The 15,579-nt window shown below is 34.5% G+C and carries 12 protein-coding genes and 1 pseudogene; 11 read left to right on the top strand and 2 right to left on the bottom strand.

Annotation, left to right across the window (positions count from 1 at the left end):
• Together ACVCXO_RS12125 and ACVCXO_RS12120 are read left to right on the top strand one after the other, a co-directional pair.
• A partial coding sequence (locus tag ACVCXO_RS12125) for a beta strand repeat-containing protein (protein ID WP_452229850.1) occupies nucleotides 1–5,817 on the top strand: 5,817 nt, incomplete at its 5' end.
• 1 nt (nucleotide 5,818) lies between these two features.
• Nucleotides 5,819–6,955 (top strand): gliding motility-associated C-terminal domain-containing protein, encoded by a 1,137-nt coding sequence (locus tag ACVCXO_RS12120; RefSeq protein WP_452229849.1) that lies wholly within the window; start codon nucleotides 5,819–5,821, stop codon nucleotides 6,953–6,955.
• Here the strand turns inward: ACVCXO_RS12120 and ACVCXO_RS12115 are convergent.
• On the bottom strand, nucleotides 6,952–7,377 hold the full coding sequence (locus ACVCXO_RS12115) for a GNAT family N-acetyltransferase (RefSeq protein WP_452229848.1): 426 nt from the start codon (nucleotides 7,375–7,377) through the stop codon (nucleotides 6,952–6,954). The two genes, ACVCXO_RS12120 and ACVCXO_RS12115, sit on opposite strands and share 4 nt — an antisense overlap.
• Before the next feature lie 63 nt (nucleotides 7,378–7,440).
• Between ACVCXO_RS12115 and ACVCXO_RS12110 the strand changes: the two genes are divergently transcribed.
• The 5 genes from ACVCXO_RS12110 to ACVCXO_RS12090 all read left to right on the top strand — a co-directional run bounded on the left by ACVCXO_RS12110 (nucleotide 7,441) and on the right by ACVCXO_RS12090 (nucleotide 11,558).
• Nucleotides 7,441–8,169 carry a M15 family metallopeptidase gene (locus ACVCXO_RS12110; protein ID WP_452229847.1) on the top strand — a complete coding sequence of 243 codons (729 nt, stop codon included), beginning with the start codon at nucleotides 7,441–7,443 and terminating at the stop codon, nucleotides 8,167–8,169.
• Nucleotides 8,170–8,193: 24 nt separating this feature from the next.
• Entirely contained in the window at nucleotides 8,194–8,964 is a 771-nt protein-coding gene (locus tag ACVCXO_RS12105; RefSeq protein WP_452229846.1) for a M48 family metalloprotease, read from the top strand.
• Nucleotides 8,965–9,046: 82 nt separating this feature from the next.
• Entirely contained in the window at nucleotides 9,047–10,564 is a 1,518-nt protein-coding gene (gpmI, locus tag ACVCXO_RS12100) for a 2,3-bisphosphoglycerate-independent phosphoglycerate mutase (protein ID WP_452229845.1), read from the top strand.
• Between the two features lie 6 nt (nucleotides 10,565–10,570).
• Entirely contained in the window at nucleotides 10,571–11,107 is a 537-nt protein-coding gene (locus ACVCXO_RS12095) for a thioredoxin family protein (RefSeq protein WP_452229844.1), read from the top strand.
• Nucleotides 11,108–11,138: 31 nt separating this feature from the next.
• Nucleotides 11,139–11,558, top strand: coding sequence for a BT0820 family HAD-type phosphatase (locus ACVCXO_RS12090; protein ID WP_452229843.1), 420 nt, complete (start codon nucleotides 11,139–11,141; stop codon nucleotides 11,556–11,558).
• Here the strand turns inward: ACVCXO_RS12090 and ACVCXO_RS12085 are convergent.
• Nucleotides 11,555–12,826 carry an acetyl-CoA hydrolase/transferase family protein gene (locus tag ACVCXO_RS12085; protein WP_452229842.1) on the bottom strand — a complete coding sequence of 424 codons (1,272 nt, stop codon included), beginning with the start codon at nucleotides 12,824–12,826 and terminating at the stop codon, nucleotides 11,555–11,557. The genes ACVCXO_RS12090 and ACVCXO_RS12085 overlap by 4 nt on opposite strands.
• A 123-nt stretch (nucleotides 12,827–12,949) precedes the next feature.
• On the opposite strand from ACVCXO_RS12085, the gene map reads away from it, so the two are divergent.
• The 4 genes and pseudogenes from map (at nucleotide 12,950) to ACVCXO_RS12065 (ending at nucleotide 15,420) form a co-directional block, all read left to right on the top strand.
• A complete protein-coding gene (map, locus tag ACVCXO_RS12080) occupies nucleotides 12,950–13,768 on the top strand; it encodes a type I methionyl aminopeptidase (protein ID WP_452229841.1) in 819 nt (272 codons plus the stop codon).
• Between the two features lie 83 nt (nucleotides 13,769–13,851).
• Nucleotides 13,852–14,217: pseudogene (locus ACVCXO_RS12075) on the top strand (GxxExxY protein).
• A gap of 48 nt (nucleotides 14,218–14,265) precedes the next feature.
• Nucleotides 14,266–15,030 carry a class I SAM-dependent methyltransferase gene (locus ACVCXO_RS12070; protein WP_452229840.1) on the top strand — a complete coding sequence of 255 codons (765 nt, stop codon included), beginning with the start codon at nucleotides 14,266–14,268 and terminating at the stop codon, nucleotides 15,028–15,030.
• Nucleotides 15,031–15,051: 21 nt separating this feature from the next.
• A complete protein-coding gene (locus ACVCXO_RS12065; protein ID WP_452229839.1) occupies nucleotides 15,052–15,420 on the top strand; it encodes a DUF423 domain-containing protein in 369 nt (122 codons plus the stop codon).
• Nucleotides 15,421–15,579 lie beyond the last annotated feature (159 nt).

Here is a 15,579-nt window from a genome sequence, read left to right as displayed (position 1 = left end):
GAAGATGGCGTTACTACACAATTAGATTTATCTGCAATCATAGCAAACCTGGAAGCTTTAACAACATTGGTGGATAATAATGACGGAACATTAACTTACACCGATGAAGATGGAAACCCAACTATTTTAGATGTTGCTAACCTGGAAACATTAACATCCATTGCTTTAAACACAGACAATACAAACATCGATTATACGGATGAAGATGGCGTTACTACACAATTAGATTTATCTGCAATCATAGCAAACCTGGAAGCTTTAACAACATTAGTAGACAACAACGACGGAACATTAACTTACACCGATGAAGATGGAAACCCGACTGTTTTAGATGTTGCTAACTTGGAAACATTAACATCCATTGCTTTAAACACAGACAATACAAACATCGATTATACAGACGAAGATGGCGTTACTACACAATTAGATTTATCTGCAATCATAGCAAACCTGGAAGCTTTAACAACTTTAGTTGACAACAACGACGGAACATTCACTTACACCGATGAAAACGGAGCGCAAACAATAATTAATGCTGCAAACTTAGAAACACTTACAACCCTAACGAATAATGGAGATTTAACCTATACCTATTTAAATGAAGCCGGAACACCAGTTGAAATTTCCGTAATAGATAACGACAACGATTCCACAAATGAACTACAAGATTTGTTTTTAAATGGAACAGAATTACAGTTATCTAATCCTGCTACTCCTAATAATTTAGTGGATTTAACTAGTCAAATTACGTTAGAAATGTTTGTCGATGCTCCAAATCCGAATAGCGAAATATATTGGAATGGCACACAATGGGTATATGGTATTCGTGTAGTAAGTGTTAATAATTCTGTACCAGATCCGAGTGGAAATATAAATATCCCTATTGGAAATGTATATACAGGTCCAACAACAAGCACCGGAGATATCGGAGTAATTGAAGTTGGTGGAACACCGCAAGAAGGAGATATATATGTTGTAAACAGTGATGCCCCAGATCCAACTCAAGTTGGAGCGACTTATATTTATGATAACGATTCCTCCGTTTGGATTGCAATAGACCCTTTTAATGCGGCACTTTATGATCCTAGATATGTAAATGTTTCCGGAGATACTATGGTTGGAAACTTAGACATGAACGGAAACACGGTAACGGATTTAGGTCAACCAACTGGACCAAGCGATGCGACTCCAAAATCTTATGTGGATGCTATTGGCTTAGTGGATAATAGCGATGGAACTTTTAGTTTACAAAAACCAGACGGAACTATGGATACTGTAAATAAAGCGACACTAACAGCTAATTTAAATGGTACCTATACTTTTGATAATAACGACGGAAACCCAATAACAATAGATATTTCAGCATTAGAGACTTTAACTTCTATTGCACTTAATACCGATAACACTAATATTGATTATGTAGATGAAGATGGCATTACTACACAATTAGATTTATCTGCAATCGTAGCAAATCTAGAAGCTTTAACAGCTTTAGTAGACAACAACGACGGAACGTTAACCTATACCGATGAAGATGGAAACCCAACGATTTTAAACGTTGCCAATCTAGAAACATTAACCGCTATAGCATTAAATCCAGACAATACAAATATCGATTATACAGATGAAGATGGTATTACTACACAAATAAATTTATCTGCAATCGTAGCAAATCTAGAAGCACTTACCACTTTAGTAGATAATAACGACGGAACCCTCACCTACACCGATGAAGATGGAAATGCAACCATTTTAAACGTTGCCAATCTAGAAACACTAACCACCATTGCTTTAAACCCGGACAATACAAATATTGATTATACAGATGAAGACGGTATTACTACGCAATTAAATTTATCTGCAATCGTAGCAAATCTAGAAGTACTTACCACTTTAGTAGATAATAATGATGGAACCTTTACCTACACCGATGAAGATGGAAATGCAACTATTTTAAACGTTGCGAACCTAGAAACACTAACCACCATTGCATTAAACCCGGACAATACAAATATTGATTATACAGATGAAGACGGTATTACTACGCAATTAAATCTGTCTACAATCGTAGCAAATCTAGAAGCTTTAACAACTTTAGTAGACAACAACGATGGAACGTTAACCTACACCGATGAAGATGGAAATGCAACTATTTTAAACGTTGCCAATCTAGAAACACTAACTTCTATTGCTTTAAACCCAGACAATACAAATATTGATTATACAGATGAAGATGGTATTACTACGCAATTAGACCTATCTGCAATCGTAGCAAATCTGGAAGCACTTACCACTTTAGTCGATAATAATGATGGAACGTTAACCTACACCGATGAAGATGGAAATCCAACCATTTTAAACGTCGCGAACCTAGAAACACTAACCACCATTGCATTAAACCCGGACAATACAAATATTGATTATACCGATGAAGACGGTATTACTACACAATTAGATTTATCTGCAATCGTTGCAAATCTAGAAGCACTTACCACTTTAGTAGATAATAACGACGGAACGTTAACCTACACCGATGAAGATGGAAATCCGACTGTTTTAAATGTTGCTAACTTGGAAACTTTAACATCTATTGCTTTAAACGCAGACAATACAAATATTGATTATACAGATGAAGACGGTATTACTACGCAATTAGATTTATCTGCAATCGTGGCAAATCTAGAAACTTTAACAACTTTAGTAGATAATAATGATGGAACCTTTACTTACACCGATGAAGATGGAAATCCAACTATTTTAAACGTTGCGAACCTAGAAACACTAACTTCTATAGCATTAAACCCGGACAATACAAATATTGATTATACAGATGAAGATGGTATTATTACACAAATAAACCTTTCCGCTTTAATTAATAATTTAGAAACTGTAACTACCATTACAGACAATACAAATGGCACTTTCACGTATGTGGATGAAAACGGAACCGCAACAATCATATCCATTACAGATAATGATAATGATGCCACAAACGAAATTACTACAGTTACGGATAATGGAAATGGAACAACAACAATCACAGATGTCAATGGAGGAAATATCACTTTAGACAACGATGGCATAGATAATGTGGACGATGCAGATAATGATCCTACAAATGAAATACAGACTGTAACGTCCGCTGATGGTTCCGTTGGCGTAACTCAAAATGGAAATGATTTCGATTTAAGTATTATAATCGCTACTAATAATGACAACGATCCAACGAATGAAATTCAAACATTAGCGCAATCTGGAACAAATGTAACCTTATCCAATGGAGGAGGAACAATCACAATTGCCGATAATGATAATGATGCAACCAACGAAATTCAAACTGTAGCTTCTACCGATAGTTCCGTTACCGTAACGACAGATGCAAACAACAATATCGATTTAAGTGTTACTCCTTTTGACGAAACGGCTTTGCAATCGCAAATCACAACAAATGCGGATGATATTGACACTTTAGAAACGGAACAAACAACACAAAACACAGCTATTGCAGACAATGAAACTGCAATCGCAGATCATATTACTGCAGATGAAGACACAGATGCAACCAACGAAATTCAAACCGTAGCTTCTACTGATAGTTCCGTTACCGTAACAACAGATGCAAATAACAACATCGATTTAAGTGTTACTCCTTTTGATGAAACTGCTTTGCAATCGCAAATCACTACTAATGCGGATGATATTGACACTTTAGAAACGGAACAAACTACGCAAAATACAGCAATTACCGATAACGCTTTAGACATTGCAGATAATGCAACTGCAATCGCAGATCATATTACTGCAGATGAAGATACAGATGCAACCAACGAAATTCAAACCGTAGCTTCTACTGATAGTTCGGTTACAGTAACCACAGATGCAAACAACAATATCGATTTAAGTGTTACGCCTTATGACGAAACTGCTTTACAATCGCAAATCACTACCAATGCAGATGATATTGATACTTTAGAAACGCAACAAACGACGCAAAACACCGCAATTGCCGATAACACGACCGCCATTGCAGATAACGCTTCAGACATAACAGACAATGCAACTGCAATCGCAGATCATATTACTGCAGATGAAGATACCGATGCAACCAACGAAATTCAAACCGTAGCTTCTACTGATAGTTCGGTTACAGTAACCACAGATGCAAACAACAATATCGATTTAAGTGTTACTCCTTTTGATGAAACTGCTTTACAATCGCAAATCACTACTAATGCGGATGATATTGACACTTTAGAAACGGAACAAACAACACAAAACACGGCTATTGCCGATAACACGACCGCCATTACAGATAACGCTTCAGACATTGCAGACAATACAACTGCAATCGCAGATCATATTACTGCAGATGAAGATACAGATGCAACGAACGAAATTCAAACCGTAGCTTCTACTGATAGTTCCGTTACAGTAACCACAGATGCAAACAACAATATCGATTTAAGTGTTACGCCTTTTGATGAAACTGCTTTACAATCGCAAATCACAACAAATGCAGATGATATTGATACTTTAGAAACGGAACAAACGACGCAAAACACTGCAATTGCCGATAACACGACCGCCATTACAGATAACGCTTCAGACATAACAGACAATGCAACCGCAATCGCAGATCATATTACTGCAGATGAAGATACAGATGCAACCAACGAAATTCAAACGGTAGCTTCTACTGATAGTTCGGTTACAGTAACCACAGATGCAAATAACAATATCGATTTAAGTGTTACGCCTTTTGATGAAACTGCTTTACAATCGTTAATCACAACAAATGCAGATGATATTGATACTTTAGAAACGCAACAAACGACGCAAAACACTGCAATTGCCGATAACACGACCGCCATTGCAGATAACGCTTCAGACATAACAGACAATGCAACTGCAATCGCAGATCATATTACTGCAGATGAAGATACAGATGCAACGAACGAAATTCAAACGGTAGAATCTACGGATGGTTCCGTGTCTGTTACCAACGACGGTAGTGATAATTACAATTTATCTGTAATCCTTCCTACTAATAATGATAATGATAGCACAAACGAACTTAACGATACGGTTATTCTGAATGGTACCAATCTGGAAACGACAGATGCTGGAGGAACAATTACTACAGATCTTTCTTCCTTATCTTCAAATGTAACACCAGTAGTAACTACTGGCAATACCATCGCAACGCATACTAGCGGAGCAACAACAACTAATATTACAGAAACAACAACAACATTATCGCAAAATGATTCCAGTCCTACTGGAGAAATAACCTACACCAATGAAGCTGGAACTGCTGCCAAAGCACAAGTTATAGCAGCAGAAGCGGACAACCTAATTGAGGTTGGTGCAAATGGAGGTGCTTATTTAGGACCAACGGTTTATGTTGGACATTTTATAATAACAGCAACAGGTAATCAGACTATTGCAGACCTACCTTTTGAACCTTCACAAATCACATTTCAAGCGTATCCCAATGTGGAAAACGAAAACATAAATGAAGATAATGGGATCGGCAATAACAATAATGGATTTAATAATACTTTTGGAGGAATGACAGGTTACGCAAGAGGAACAACGCAACAAGTAATTTATGTTGGTGGTAGTGGATCTTCCATTAATGACATTTCTCGTTATGCATCCAACACACATTGTATTGGTATAAGATACGCTAATAACAATGGTGACAGTTTAGGTTTAACATCTGCCAGTTTCGTTTCTGCGAATCCAACCGGATTTGTAATAAACGTAGATAACAAAACAGAAAATATACTTGTAATATATACGGCTTATAAATAATATGAAAACGATAAAATACATAGCGCTTTTCTTATTTCAAGTAAGCATTGCGCAACAGGCATTTCACAACTTTGGAAATGTTCAAATTCATGATGAAGGTCAAATAGGTTTTCATATCGATTTAGAAAACGACGGAACATTTAATGAAAATCTAGGTTTAGCAGGGTTTTACAATGAAGACAATGTAATAACTATTTCTGGAACGGAAAGCCCCAGATTTTTTGATATGGATGTTGCTGTGGATAATAATTTATTCCTAGAAATAAGCACCGAAATTTCCAACGGACTAAACTATATTATTGGAGATGTAATAACTCCTAGAAACAATCCAAACATATCTCTAGATTATTTAAGTAATGCCTTTTTTGTTGCCGAAGACGACTTGAGATTAACCGATGGCTACGCTTCCTTCACAGGAAATAACGCTTTCAGTTTCCCTATTGGAGACGATAATAAGTTAAGACCTTTAATTACTCCTTTTCAGTCTGGAAACCCTAAGTTTTCGGCAGCCTATTTTAATGAAGACCCTAATTTCCCTTCTACCTTTTCCACTTCGTTTGACACCAATAATTCTGAAGGTATCCTAAACACCATAAATTTGGAAGAATTTTGGGATTTTAATGGTACCGAAGAAACCCAAGTAACATTAACGTGGAATACAGATAGTGACATTAATGTTTTAGTAGACGATTTACTAAACCTTCGCGTTGTAGGATGGAGCAATACAGAAAACCAATGGAAAGATTTGGGCAATGTAGATTTTACAGGAAATATAAATACAGGAACCATAACTTCTACTTCTTTTGTACCAAACGACTATGAAATCATAACGTTTGGATCTTTAATTGGCAGCGATGGTATTACTGTTTATAATGGTATTAGTCCGAATGGAGACGGTAAAAATGATGTCTTTGTAATTGAAGGTGTCGAATTATTTAGAAACAGTTTACAAATATATAATCGTTGGGGAAGAATGGTATACGATGCAGAAAATTATCAAAACGATTGGAATGGATATACCAACAAAGAAATCTTAATTGGTAAAAACAAAAAGCTTCCTGTTGGCACTTATTTTTACCTTTTAATCTTACCAGATGAAAACAAAGAATATGCTGGTTATTTATATATTAATTACTAAAGTTTTTTTAGAAAATGATAGCCTGGTTTTTTAAAATCTAGATTAGCATAAAATCTATGCGATGCAGGATTTTCAATGTAGGCATTTAACTCCATAGCTTCCACATTTTTAGTTTTCACATAATCTGTAATCCATAGCATAAACTGTTTTCCTAAACCATGATTTCTATAAGTCTCATCGATATACACATGATCTAATTCCACACTTTTTCCAGAATAATGTCTAGTACAAAACCACATACCCGAAATACCAATCAGTTTTTCGCCATCATAAATACCAGCGCATTCATAATTTTGGGTTATAATTTCTTGAAAACGTTTTTCTAGTATTTCTATAGAAACTTTCCCTTCATTTAACTTTATAACCAAAGGAAGGATTGTTGAAATATTTTCTTTTTCAATTATTTTAAACGAAAAATGCATACCTTAATTTTTGATGTAAATTTAATTAATTTTGGCTCGTAATTAGTAAAACTTTATCTGAATTTGAAAAGAAGAAACTTCATAAAAAAAACCACATTAACCGGAATAGCTTTAGCTGCAATTCCTAGTTTTGCTTTTGCTCAAAATATAATTTCTTCGGAAGAACTTATAGGTAAAGGAAATCCGATTCTTTTTGGTGAAGACTATAGATTAAGGGAAGCAGCACATCTTGCCTTTCAGGAAATGAAAACGGAAGCTTTAAAAGAAGGCATAAAGATTCAGATAGTTTCTAGCTATAGAAATTTTGAACATCAAAAACGTATTTGGGAACGTAAATACAAACGCTATAGAAGTCAAGGTTTTTCCGAAGAAAAAAGTATGGAAAAAATAATTGAATACTCCACCATTCCAGGAACTTCAAGACATCATTGGGGAACAGATATGGATATTATTGACGGCAATGTGCATGCACCAAAATATGTGCTTCGCGAAGAGAATTTTCATAGAGACGGTCCGTACATCTATTTAAAAAAATGGATGGATACACATGCCAATTCTTTTGGTTTTTATCTAGTGTACACTAGCGATTTAGACAGAAAAGGTTTTAAATATGAACCTTGGCATTATAGCTACAAACCACTATCTCAAGACTATTTAAAAGCGTACAAATGCATAAATATTCAAGAGGTCCTTCAAAACGAAAAACTATTAGGAAACGCATATTTTTCCGAAGCATTTTTAAGCACCTATCGAAATGAAAATATTTTAGACATTAACCCAGAACTTTTGTAAATTATTCATAATAAAACCATTAAAATGAGAGGGAATTTAAAAGTAAGATTAATTATAGGACTATGCATAGCTGCTTATTTTGGCTTTAAATACTTCTCATCACAAGAAATAAATCCATACACAGGAAAAAAGCAAGCTATTTCATTGACGGTAGATGAAGAAATACAAATGGGCTTGCAAAGTAGAGATCAAATGGCTGCGCAGCATGGAGGCTTATATCCTAATGAAAATTACCAAGCCTTAGTAGATAATGTAGGCAACAAACTAATAAACAATAGTATTGCTAAAGAAACACCTTATAAATATGAGTTTCATTTATTGGCAGATCCGGAAACTATAAATGCTTTTGCATTACCTGGCGGACAAATATTTATCACCTACGCTTTGTTTTCTCAGCTAGAAAATGAAGACCAATTAGCAGGTGTTTTAGGTCATGAAATTGGTCATGTACTTGGTAAACATAGTGCAGAACGTATTGCAAATAGTGAACTGTGGCAAGGACTTTCTACCGCTGGTTCTGTTGGCGGTGATGTTGGTGGATTAATTGGAGGTGTTGGACAGAACTTAATTTTAAAAAATGGTCGTGGTGACGAATTAGAAAGTGATGATCTTGGCGTACGTTTTATGTTAAGAGCCGGTTATGACCCAGAAGAAATGATTGACGTTATGGAAATATTAAAAACTGCTGCTGGACCAAATCGTGTTCCTGAGTTTCAAAGTTCACATCCAGATCCTGATAATCGTATAGAAGAAATTAGAGAATCTATAAAAAAATATAGAGGTCAGTTACAATAACATAAAAATATTTTAATCCTTATATAAGATCTCGACTCGTCGGGATTCTTTTTTTATATTTGGTTTACAAAATGAACATCACATGAACAAAAAAGTAATTCTTATGATTTTAGATGGTTGGGGAAAATCTCCTGACCCTAAAGTCTCCGCTATAGATAATGCGAATATTCCTTTTATAGATTCGCTTTATACAAAATACCCAAATGCAACTTTACGCACAGATGGTTTACATGTTGGTTTACCAGAAGGGCAAATGGGAAATTCGGAAGTTGGTCACATGAATCTAGGTGCTGGGCGGATTGTATATCAAGATTTGGTACGCATAAATTTAGCAGTAAAAAACAAAACATTAGCACAAGAGAAAGTACTTGTTGATGCTTTTAAATACGCTAAAAAAAACAATAAAGCGGTACATTTTTTAGGCTTACTTAGTGATGGAGGTGTACATTCTCATATTAGTCATTTATTAGGTTTGGTAGATGCTGTTGAGAACTTCGGAATTGAAAAGTCTTTCATTCATGCGTTTACAGATGGTCGAGATGTAGATCCAAAATCTGGTTATGGTTTTGTAACAGAATTAGAAGAATATTTAGAAAACAAAAACACCAAAATAGCTTCGATTATTGGAAGATATTATGCGATGGACCGAGATAAACGTTGGGAACGTGTTAAACTAGCCTATGATGCAATGGTTAATGGCGAAGGGGAACATTCCACCAATATTTTAAAATCTATTCAAGAAAATTATGATAATGATATTACCGACGAGTTTATTAAACCAATAATCGCTGTAGACACAAAGAACCAACCAATCGCAAAAATTGAAGAAGGTGATGTTATTGTGTTTTTCAACTTTAGAACAGACAGAGGAAGACAATTAACAGAGGCATTATCGCAAAAAGACTTTCATGAGCAGAACATGCATAAATTAAACTTGTACTATGTTACCATGACCAATTATGACGATTCTTTCACAGGAATGCACGTAATTTATGATAAAGATAACTTAACAGAAACGCTTGGTGAAGTTTTAGAAAAGCACCACAAAAAGCAAATCCGTATTGCCGAAACAGAGAAATATCCACATGTTACTTTTTTCTTTTCAGGAGGAAGAGAAGCACCTTTTGAAGGAGAAAGTAGAATACTAAAAAACTCTCCTAAAGTTGCTACCTACGATTTAAAACCAGAAATGAGTGCTTTTGAACTTACAGATGCACTTCTTCCTGAACTTGAAAAAGGCGAGGTAGATTTTGTATGTTTAAACTTTGCAAATGGGGATATGGTTGGGCATACCGGAGTTATGGCAGCTGCTATAAAAGCCTGTGAAGCTGTAGATGCTTGCGTGAAAAAAGTAATAACAACTGCTTTAGAAAATGATTACACAACCATACTAATTGCAGATCATGGTAATTGTGAAACCATGATAAACCCGGACGGATCACCAAATACCGCACATACCACAAATCCAGTTCCAATTATTTTAATTGATAAAGATTTAAAACATATTAAGGATGGTATTTTAGGAGACATCGCTCCTACTATTCTAAAACTTATTGGCGTAGAACAACCTAAAGCGATGACCCAACATTCTTTAATTTAAGAACCTATGAGAAATTTATATATAATACTTATTGTCCTAATATGTTTTGCTTGTAAAGAACAGTCAATAAATATAGCAGTCCCGGATGAAGAGGAAGATTCTATGATGTTATTAGGGCCAGCAAATAAAGAAGGCTTACAACAAGCTCCTTTTAACAGTTGGTATAATACAACCTATACCGACTACAAAGTAAATGATTCTTTAGTGGCACTTATAAAACCAAAACTAACCGATGTTTCTATAAAACTATTTATGGGAACTTGGTGTGAAGACAGCCAGAGAGAAACACCTAGCTTCTATAAAATTCTGGATGCCGCAAATTTTAATTTAGACAATCTTCAATTAGTTGCTGTAGACAGAGACAAGACAACCCCTCAAAAGCTGGAAGAAAACCTAAATATCACGAATGTTCCAACACTAATATTTTTCAAGGATGGTAAAGAAATGAATAGAATAGTGGAATATCCTATAGAAAGTTTAGAACAAGATATTCTACATATTTTAACGAATCAACCTTATAAAAATGCTTATTTCGAAGAATAATAATTTATATATTTGCAGCTAATGAATTTCTATGAATTTAAACGATAAACTTATTCTTGCCATTGATTTTGATGGAACTATTGTAGATGATGCATATCCAAAAGTTGGGAAACCAAAACTTTTTGCAATCGAAACCCTTAAAAAACTACAAGCAGATGGGCACCGTTTAATTCTATGGACCTACAGATGTGGTGTACCTTTAGAAGAAGCTGTTGCTTTTTGTAAAAGTAAAGGCATTGAATTCTATGCGATAAATAAAAGTTTTCCAGAAGAACAATTAGATACATCCAAAAGCAGAAAAATTCACGCAGATTTATTTATAGACGATAGAAATATTGGTGGATTTTTAGGCTGGGGAGAAGTATATCAATATCTTTCAAATCCAAAATACAACCAAAAAACACCACAAAAAAAGAAAGGATTCTTTTCTTTTTTAAGAAAAAACCACTAGCTGTTTATCAAATCAAAATACTGTTTATCAATAGATTCTCTATGGTCTGGATGCGCGATATTTACTAATGCTTTTACACGCTCTTTAATTGTTTTTCCATATAGATTTGCAATTCCGTATTCTGTTACTACATAATGCACATGCGATCTAGTCGTGATAACTCCGGCTCCTGGTTTTAAAGAAGGAACAATCTTACTTAAACCAGATTTAGTAGTCGCTGGTAATGCAATAATAGCTTTTCCGCCTTCACTTAAGGAAGCACCTCTTATAAAGTCAACTTGTCCGCCAACTCCAGAATACATATGTGCTCCAATAGAATCTGCACAGACTTGCCCAGTAACATCTACTTCAATTGCCGAATTAATAGCTACCATTTTAGGGTTTTGTTTGATAATAGAAACATCATTGGTATAATTAGATGCACGCATTTCTACAAAAGGATTATCGTCTACATAATCGTACAAACGTTTTGATCCTATTAAAAAAGTAGACAATGCACGGCCTCGATTTACACCTTTATAGTTTCCGTTAATAACATTATTTAAGATTAAATCGATCACACCATCGGAAAACATTTCGGTATGCAACCCTAAATCTTTATGGTTTGTTAATCGAGTTAAAACAGCATTTGGTATACTACCAATTCCCATTTGCAGGGTACTTCGATCTTCAATTAAACCAGCAACATAATCCCCAATTTTACTTTCAATAGCTGTAGGTGTAACAATATCATGAGTTGGTAAATCCTCGTTAGACTCTACAAATAAATCAATTTCTGAAACATGAATAATTCCTGCACCATGCGTTCTTGGCATATTTCTATTTACTTGTGCAATTACATGTTTCGCATTATCAATTGCCGCTAAAGTAGCTTCCACAGAAACTCCCAACGAACAATACCCATGTTTATCGGGAACAGACACATGAATTAGTGCCACATCTAAATCAATAATATTCCGTTTAAAAAGCAATGGTAATTCACTTAAAAAAACTGGAGTGTATGAACCGTTTCCCGCTTTTAAAGTATGTCTTACATTTTTTCCGATAAAAAAAGAATTCACATGAAAACTATCCTTTAACGCTGGATCTGCATAAGGAGCTGGGCCTTCCGTATGCAAATGGCATACCTCAACATTTTTTAATTCTTCATGACGAGCAGTCATTGCTTTTATTAAAGTTTGAGGTGCAGCCGCTGCCGCTTGAATATAAACTCTACTATTAGATTTAATTACTTTTACTGCTTCTTCAGCACTAACGGATCTATACATATGGTTTTATTTGTGCCACAAAACTATAGAATAAATAAAGTTTAAAAACTGTCAAATATCATGTTTCAATAAAAAAGTATACTTTGTTATTTTTAGTATCTTTGCACCATATTTTTATGTCCTATGATTATAGTAAAAACAAGAGAAGAAATAGAATTAATGCGTGAAGCCGCATTAGTAGTATCTAAAACTTTAGGGGAAGTAGCTAAAGCAGTGAAACCTGGAGTAACCACTTTAGACTTAGATAAAATTGCAGAAGCATGTATTAGAGACCAAGGTGCAATTCCTGGGTTTTTAGGTTTATATGATTTTCCGAACACACTTTGTATGAGTCCCAACGCACAAGTAGTTCACGGAATTCCAAACAACACTCCCTTAGAGGAAGGCGATATTATATCTATCGATTGTGGTTCTATCAAAAACGGTTATTATGGCGATCATGCCTACACTTTTGCTGTTGGTGAAATTGATCCGGAAACCGAAAAACTTTTACAAGTCACTAAAGAATCTCTTTATGTTGGAATAAAAGAACTTAAAGTTGGGAATCGTGTTGGTGATGTTGGTTATGCCATTCAAAAGTATTGTGAAGATCATGGTTATGGTGTTGTTCGAGAACTTGTTGGTCATGGTTTAGGAACAAAAATGCACGAAGATCCAGAAATGCCGAACTATGGAAAACGTGGTCGTGGTAAAAAGTTTATTGAAGGTATGGTTGTAGCTATTGAGCCTATGATTAACCTTGGAACAAAAAATATCAAACAACATAGAGATGGTTGGACAATCACAACACTAGATAATAAGCCATCTGCACATTTTGAACATGACGTTGCAATTCTAGATGGCAAGCCAGAACTACTTTCTACGTTTGCTTATATTTATGAAGCTTTAGGAATTGTTAGTGATGAGGAAGATGAGTTTAGACAAAAGGCTTTAGTGTTATAGACTATTACAGGTAGATTCACAGAGTTTCGAAGAGATTCACAGAGCGTTTTTAGATTCAATATTTAATAATGAGTTACTAGAAGATTACCGAGAATATAATTGGCTGTGCTATACAAGTCCACAGATCGCTTGGACCAGGCTTACTGGAATCTGCTTATCAAGAATGTTTATTGTATGAACTTAAAGCTATGGGCTATTCTGTTCAAAAAGAGATTACACAACCTATTATTTATAAAGATATAACCTTAGATCATGGTTATAGAATAGATTTATTAGTTGAAAATAAAATAGTAATTGAATTGAAAACCGTTGATAAATTTACGGAAGTACATGCTGCTTAAATTTTAACCTATATGAAATTAAGCGATTACCCAATTGGGTTATTATTAAATTTTAAAACCAAACTTTTAAAAAACGGAATAAAAAGATTCATAAACACAAACGAGTAAAACTCTGTGAATCTCTGTGTGTCTCTTTGAATCTCAGTGTAAAAACGAATGAAAAAACTCTTCAAAATAATTTTAAATAGTATTCCGAGACCTTTATTAATTAGGTTAAGTTATGTAGCACGCCCTATTTTAGCTTTCTTTTTAAAAGGAAATACATTTACAGACCCTATTGACGGTAAAAGTTTTAAAAGCTTTTTATCTTATGGCTATGAAACACAACGCGAGAATGTATTATCGCCTTCTACTTTAAGCTTAGAGCGTCATAGATTGTTATGGTTGTATTTAAAAAATGAAACCGATTTCTTTACTGCGGAAAAAAGTGTACTTCATTTTGCTCCAGAGCAATGTTTTTTAGATCGTTTTAGAGCGCTAAAAAATCTGAAGTACACCACTACAGATTTACTTTCGCCAATTGCTGATGTAAAGGCAGACATTTGCAACCTTCCGTTTGAAGATAATAGTTATGATGTTATTTTATGTAATCATGTGTTAGAACATATTCCTGACGATACGAAAGCAATGCAAGAATTATTTCGAGTTTTAAAACCTGGTGGTTATGGGATTTTTCAAATTCCGCAAGACCTAACTAGACAAACTACTTTTGAAGATAATTCGATTACAGATAAAAAAGAACGCGCAAAAATATTTGGGCAATACGATCACGTTCGTGTGTATGGTTACGATTATTTTAACAAACTACGTGAAATTGGTTTTATGGTCAATGAAGAGGATTATACCGCAAGGCTTTCCGAAGAAAATATTAAAAGATATTGCTTAGCCAAAGGTGAAATTATTCCTGTGGTTTATAAATAAAACAACTTTTAAACATATTTAATGACACAACAAATTATACTTGTTACCGCTGCTATTTTTGGAATGCTCTCTGTAATTTTTGGCGCTTTTGGAGCCCATGCTTTAAAGAAAATTTTATCTACAGACCAACTACAAAGTTTTGAAGTTGGTGTAAAGTACCAAATGTATCACGCTATTGTTTTATTGGCTTTAGGGTTACAATCTAATTTTACAACGGCAGCTGTTTACTGGTGTTTTACTATAGGAATCCTATTATTTTCTTTTAGTATTTACGGATTAGTTTTATCGGATGCCAAAGGAAAGAAGCTTCGTTTTTTAGGGCCTATTACTCCAATAGGTGGTTTACTTTTAGTAGCAGGCTGGTTACTGTTATTGGTTAATTCCCTATAAAAAAACCAGAGTACAAATAGCACCATTGTACTTGCCGTGTAAAGTACAGTTCTAAGCTTTTTTGTTTTAAATATTTCGTAATTAAAAAGACTGCATCTCCTAAAACTACAATTTAAAAGAAAAGAAATATATCGCTTTTTAATGAAAAGCCTTCATTAG

It is taken from the genome of Lacinutrix sp. MEBiC02404, from assembly GCF_053601575.1.
Note: the sequence above shows the minus strand (reverse complement) of the source record. Positions and strands in the feature narration are given on the sequence as shown.

Excerpts from the sequence above, each read along its gene's own strand:
- ACVCXO_RS12115 (WP_452229848.1), bottom strand. The coding sequence starts at position 7,377 with ATGCATTTTTCGTTTAAAATAATTGAAAAAGAAAATATTTCAACAATC.
- ACVCXO_RS12065 (WP_452229839.1), top strand. The coding sequence starts at position 15,052 with ATGACACAACAAATTATACTTGTTACCGCTGCTATTTTTGGAATGCTC.
- ACVCXO_RS12070 (WP_452229840.1), top strand. The coding sequence starts at position 14,266 with ATGAAAAAACTCTTCAAAATAATTTTAAATAGTATTCCGAGACCTTTA.
- ACVCXO_RS12105 (WP_452229846.1), top strand. The coding sequence starts at position 8,194 with ATGAGAGGGAATTTAAAAGTAAGATTAATTATAGGACTATGCATAGCT.
- ACVCXO_RS12090 (WP_452229843.1), top strand. The coding sequence starts at position 11,139 with ATGAATTTAAACGATAAACTTATTCTTGCCATTGATTTTGATGGAACT.
- map (WP_452229841.1), top strand. The coding sequence starts at position 12,950 with ATGATTATAGTAAAAACAAGAGAAGAAATAGAATTAATGCGTGAAGCC.
- ACVCXO_RS12120 (WP_452229849.1), top strand. The coding sequence starts at position 5,819 with ATGAAAACGATAAAATACATAGCGCTTTTCTTATTTCAAGTAAGCATT.
- ACVCXO_RS12085 (WP_452229842.1), bottom strand. The coding sequence starts at position 12,826 with ATGTATAGATCCGTTAGTGCTGAAGAAGCAGTAAAAGTAATTAAATCT.
- gpmI (WP_452229845.1), top strand. The coding sequence starts at position 9,047 with ATGAACAAAAAAGTAATTCTTATGATTTTAGATGGTTGGGGAAAATCT.
- ACVCXO_RS12095 (WP_452229844.1), top strand. The coding sequence starts at position 10,571 with ATGAGAAATTTATATATAATACTTATTGTCCTAATATGTTTTGCTTGT.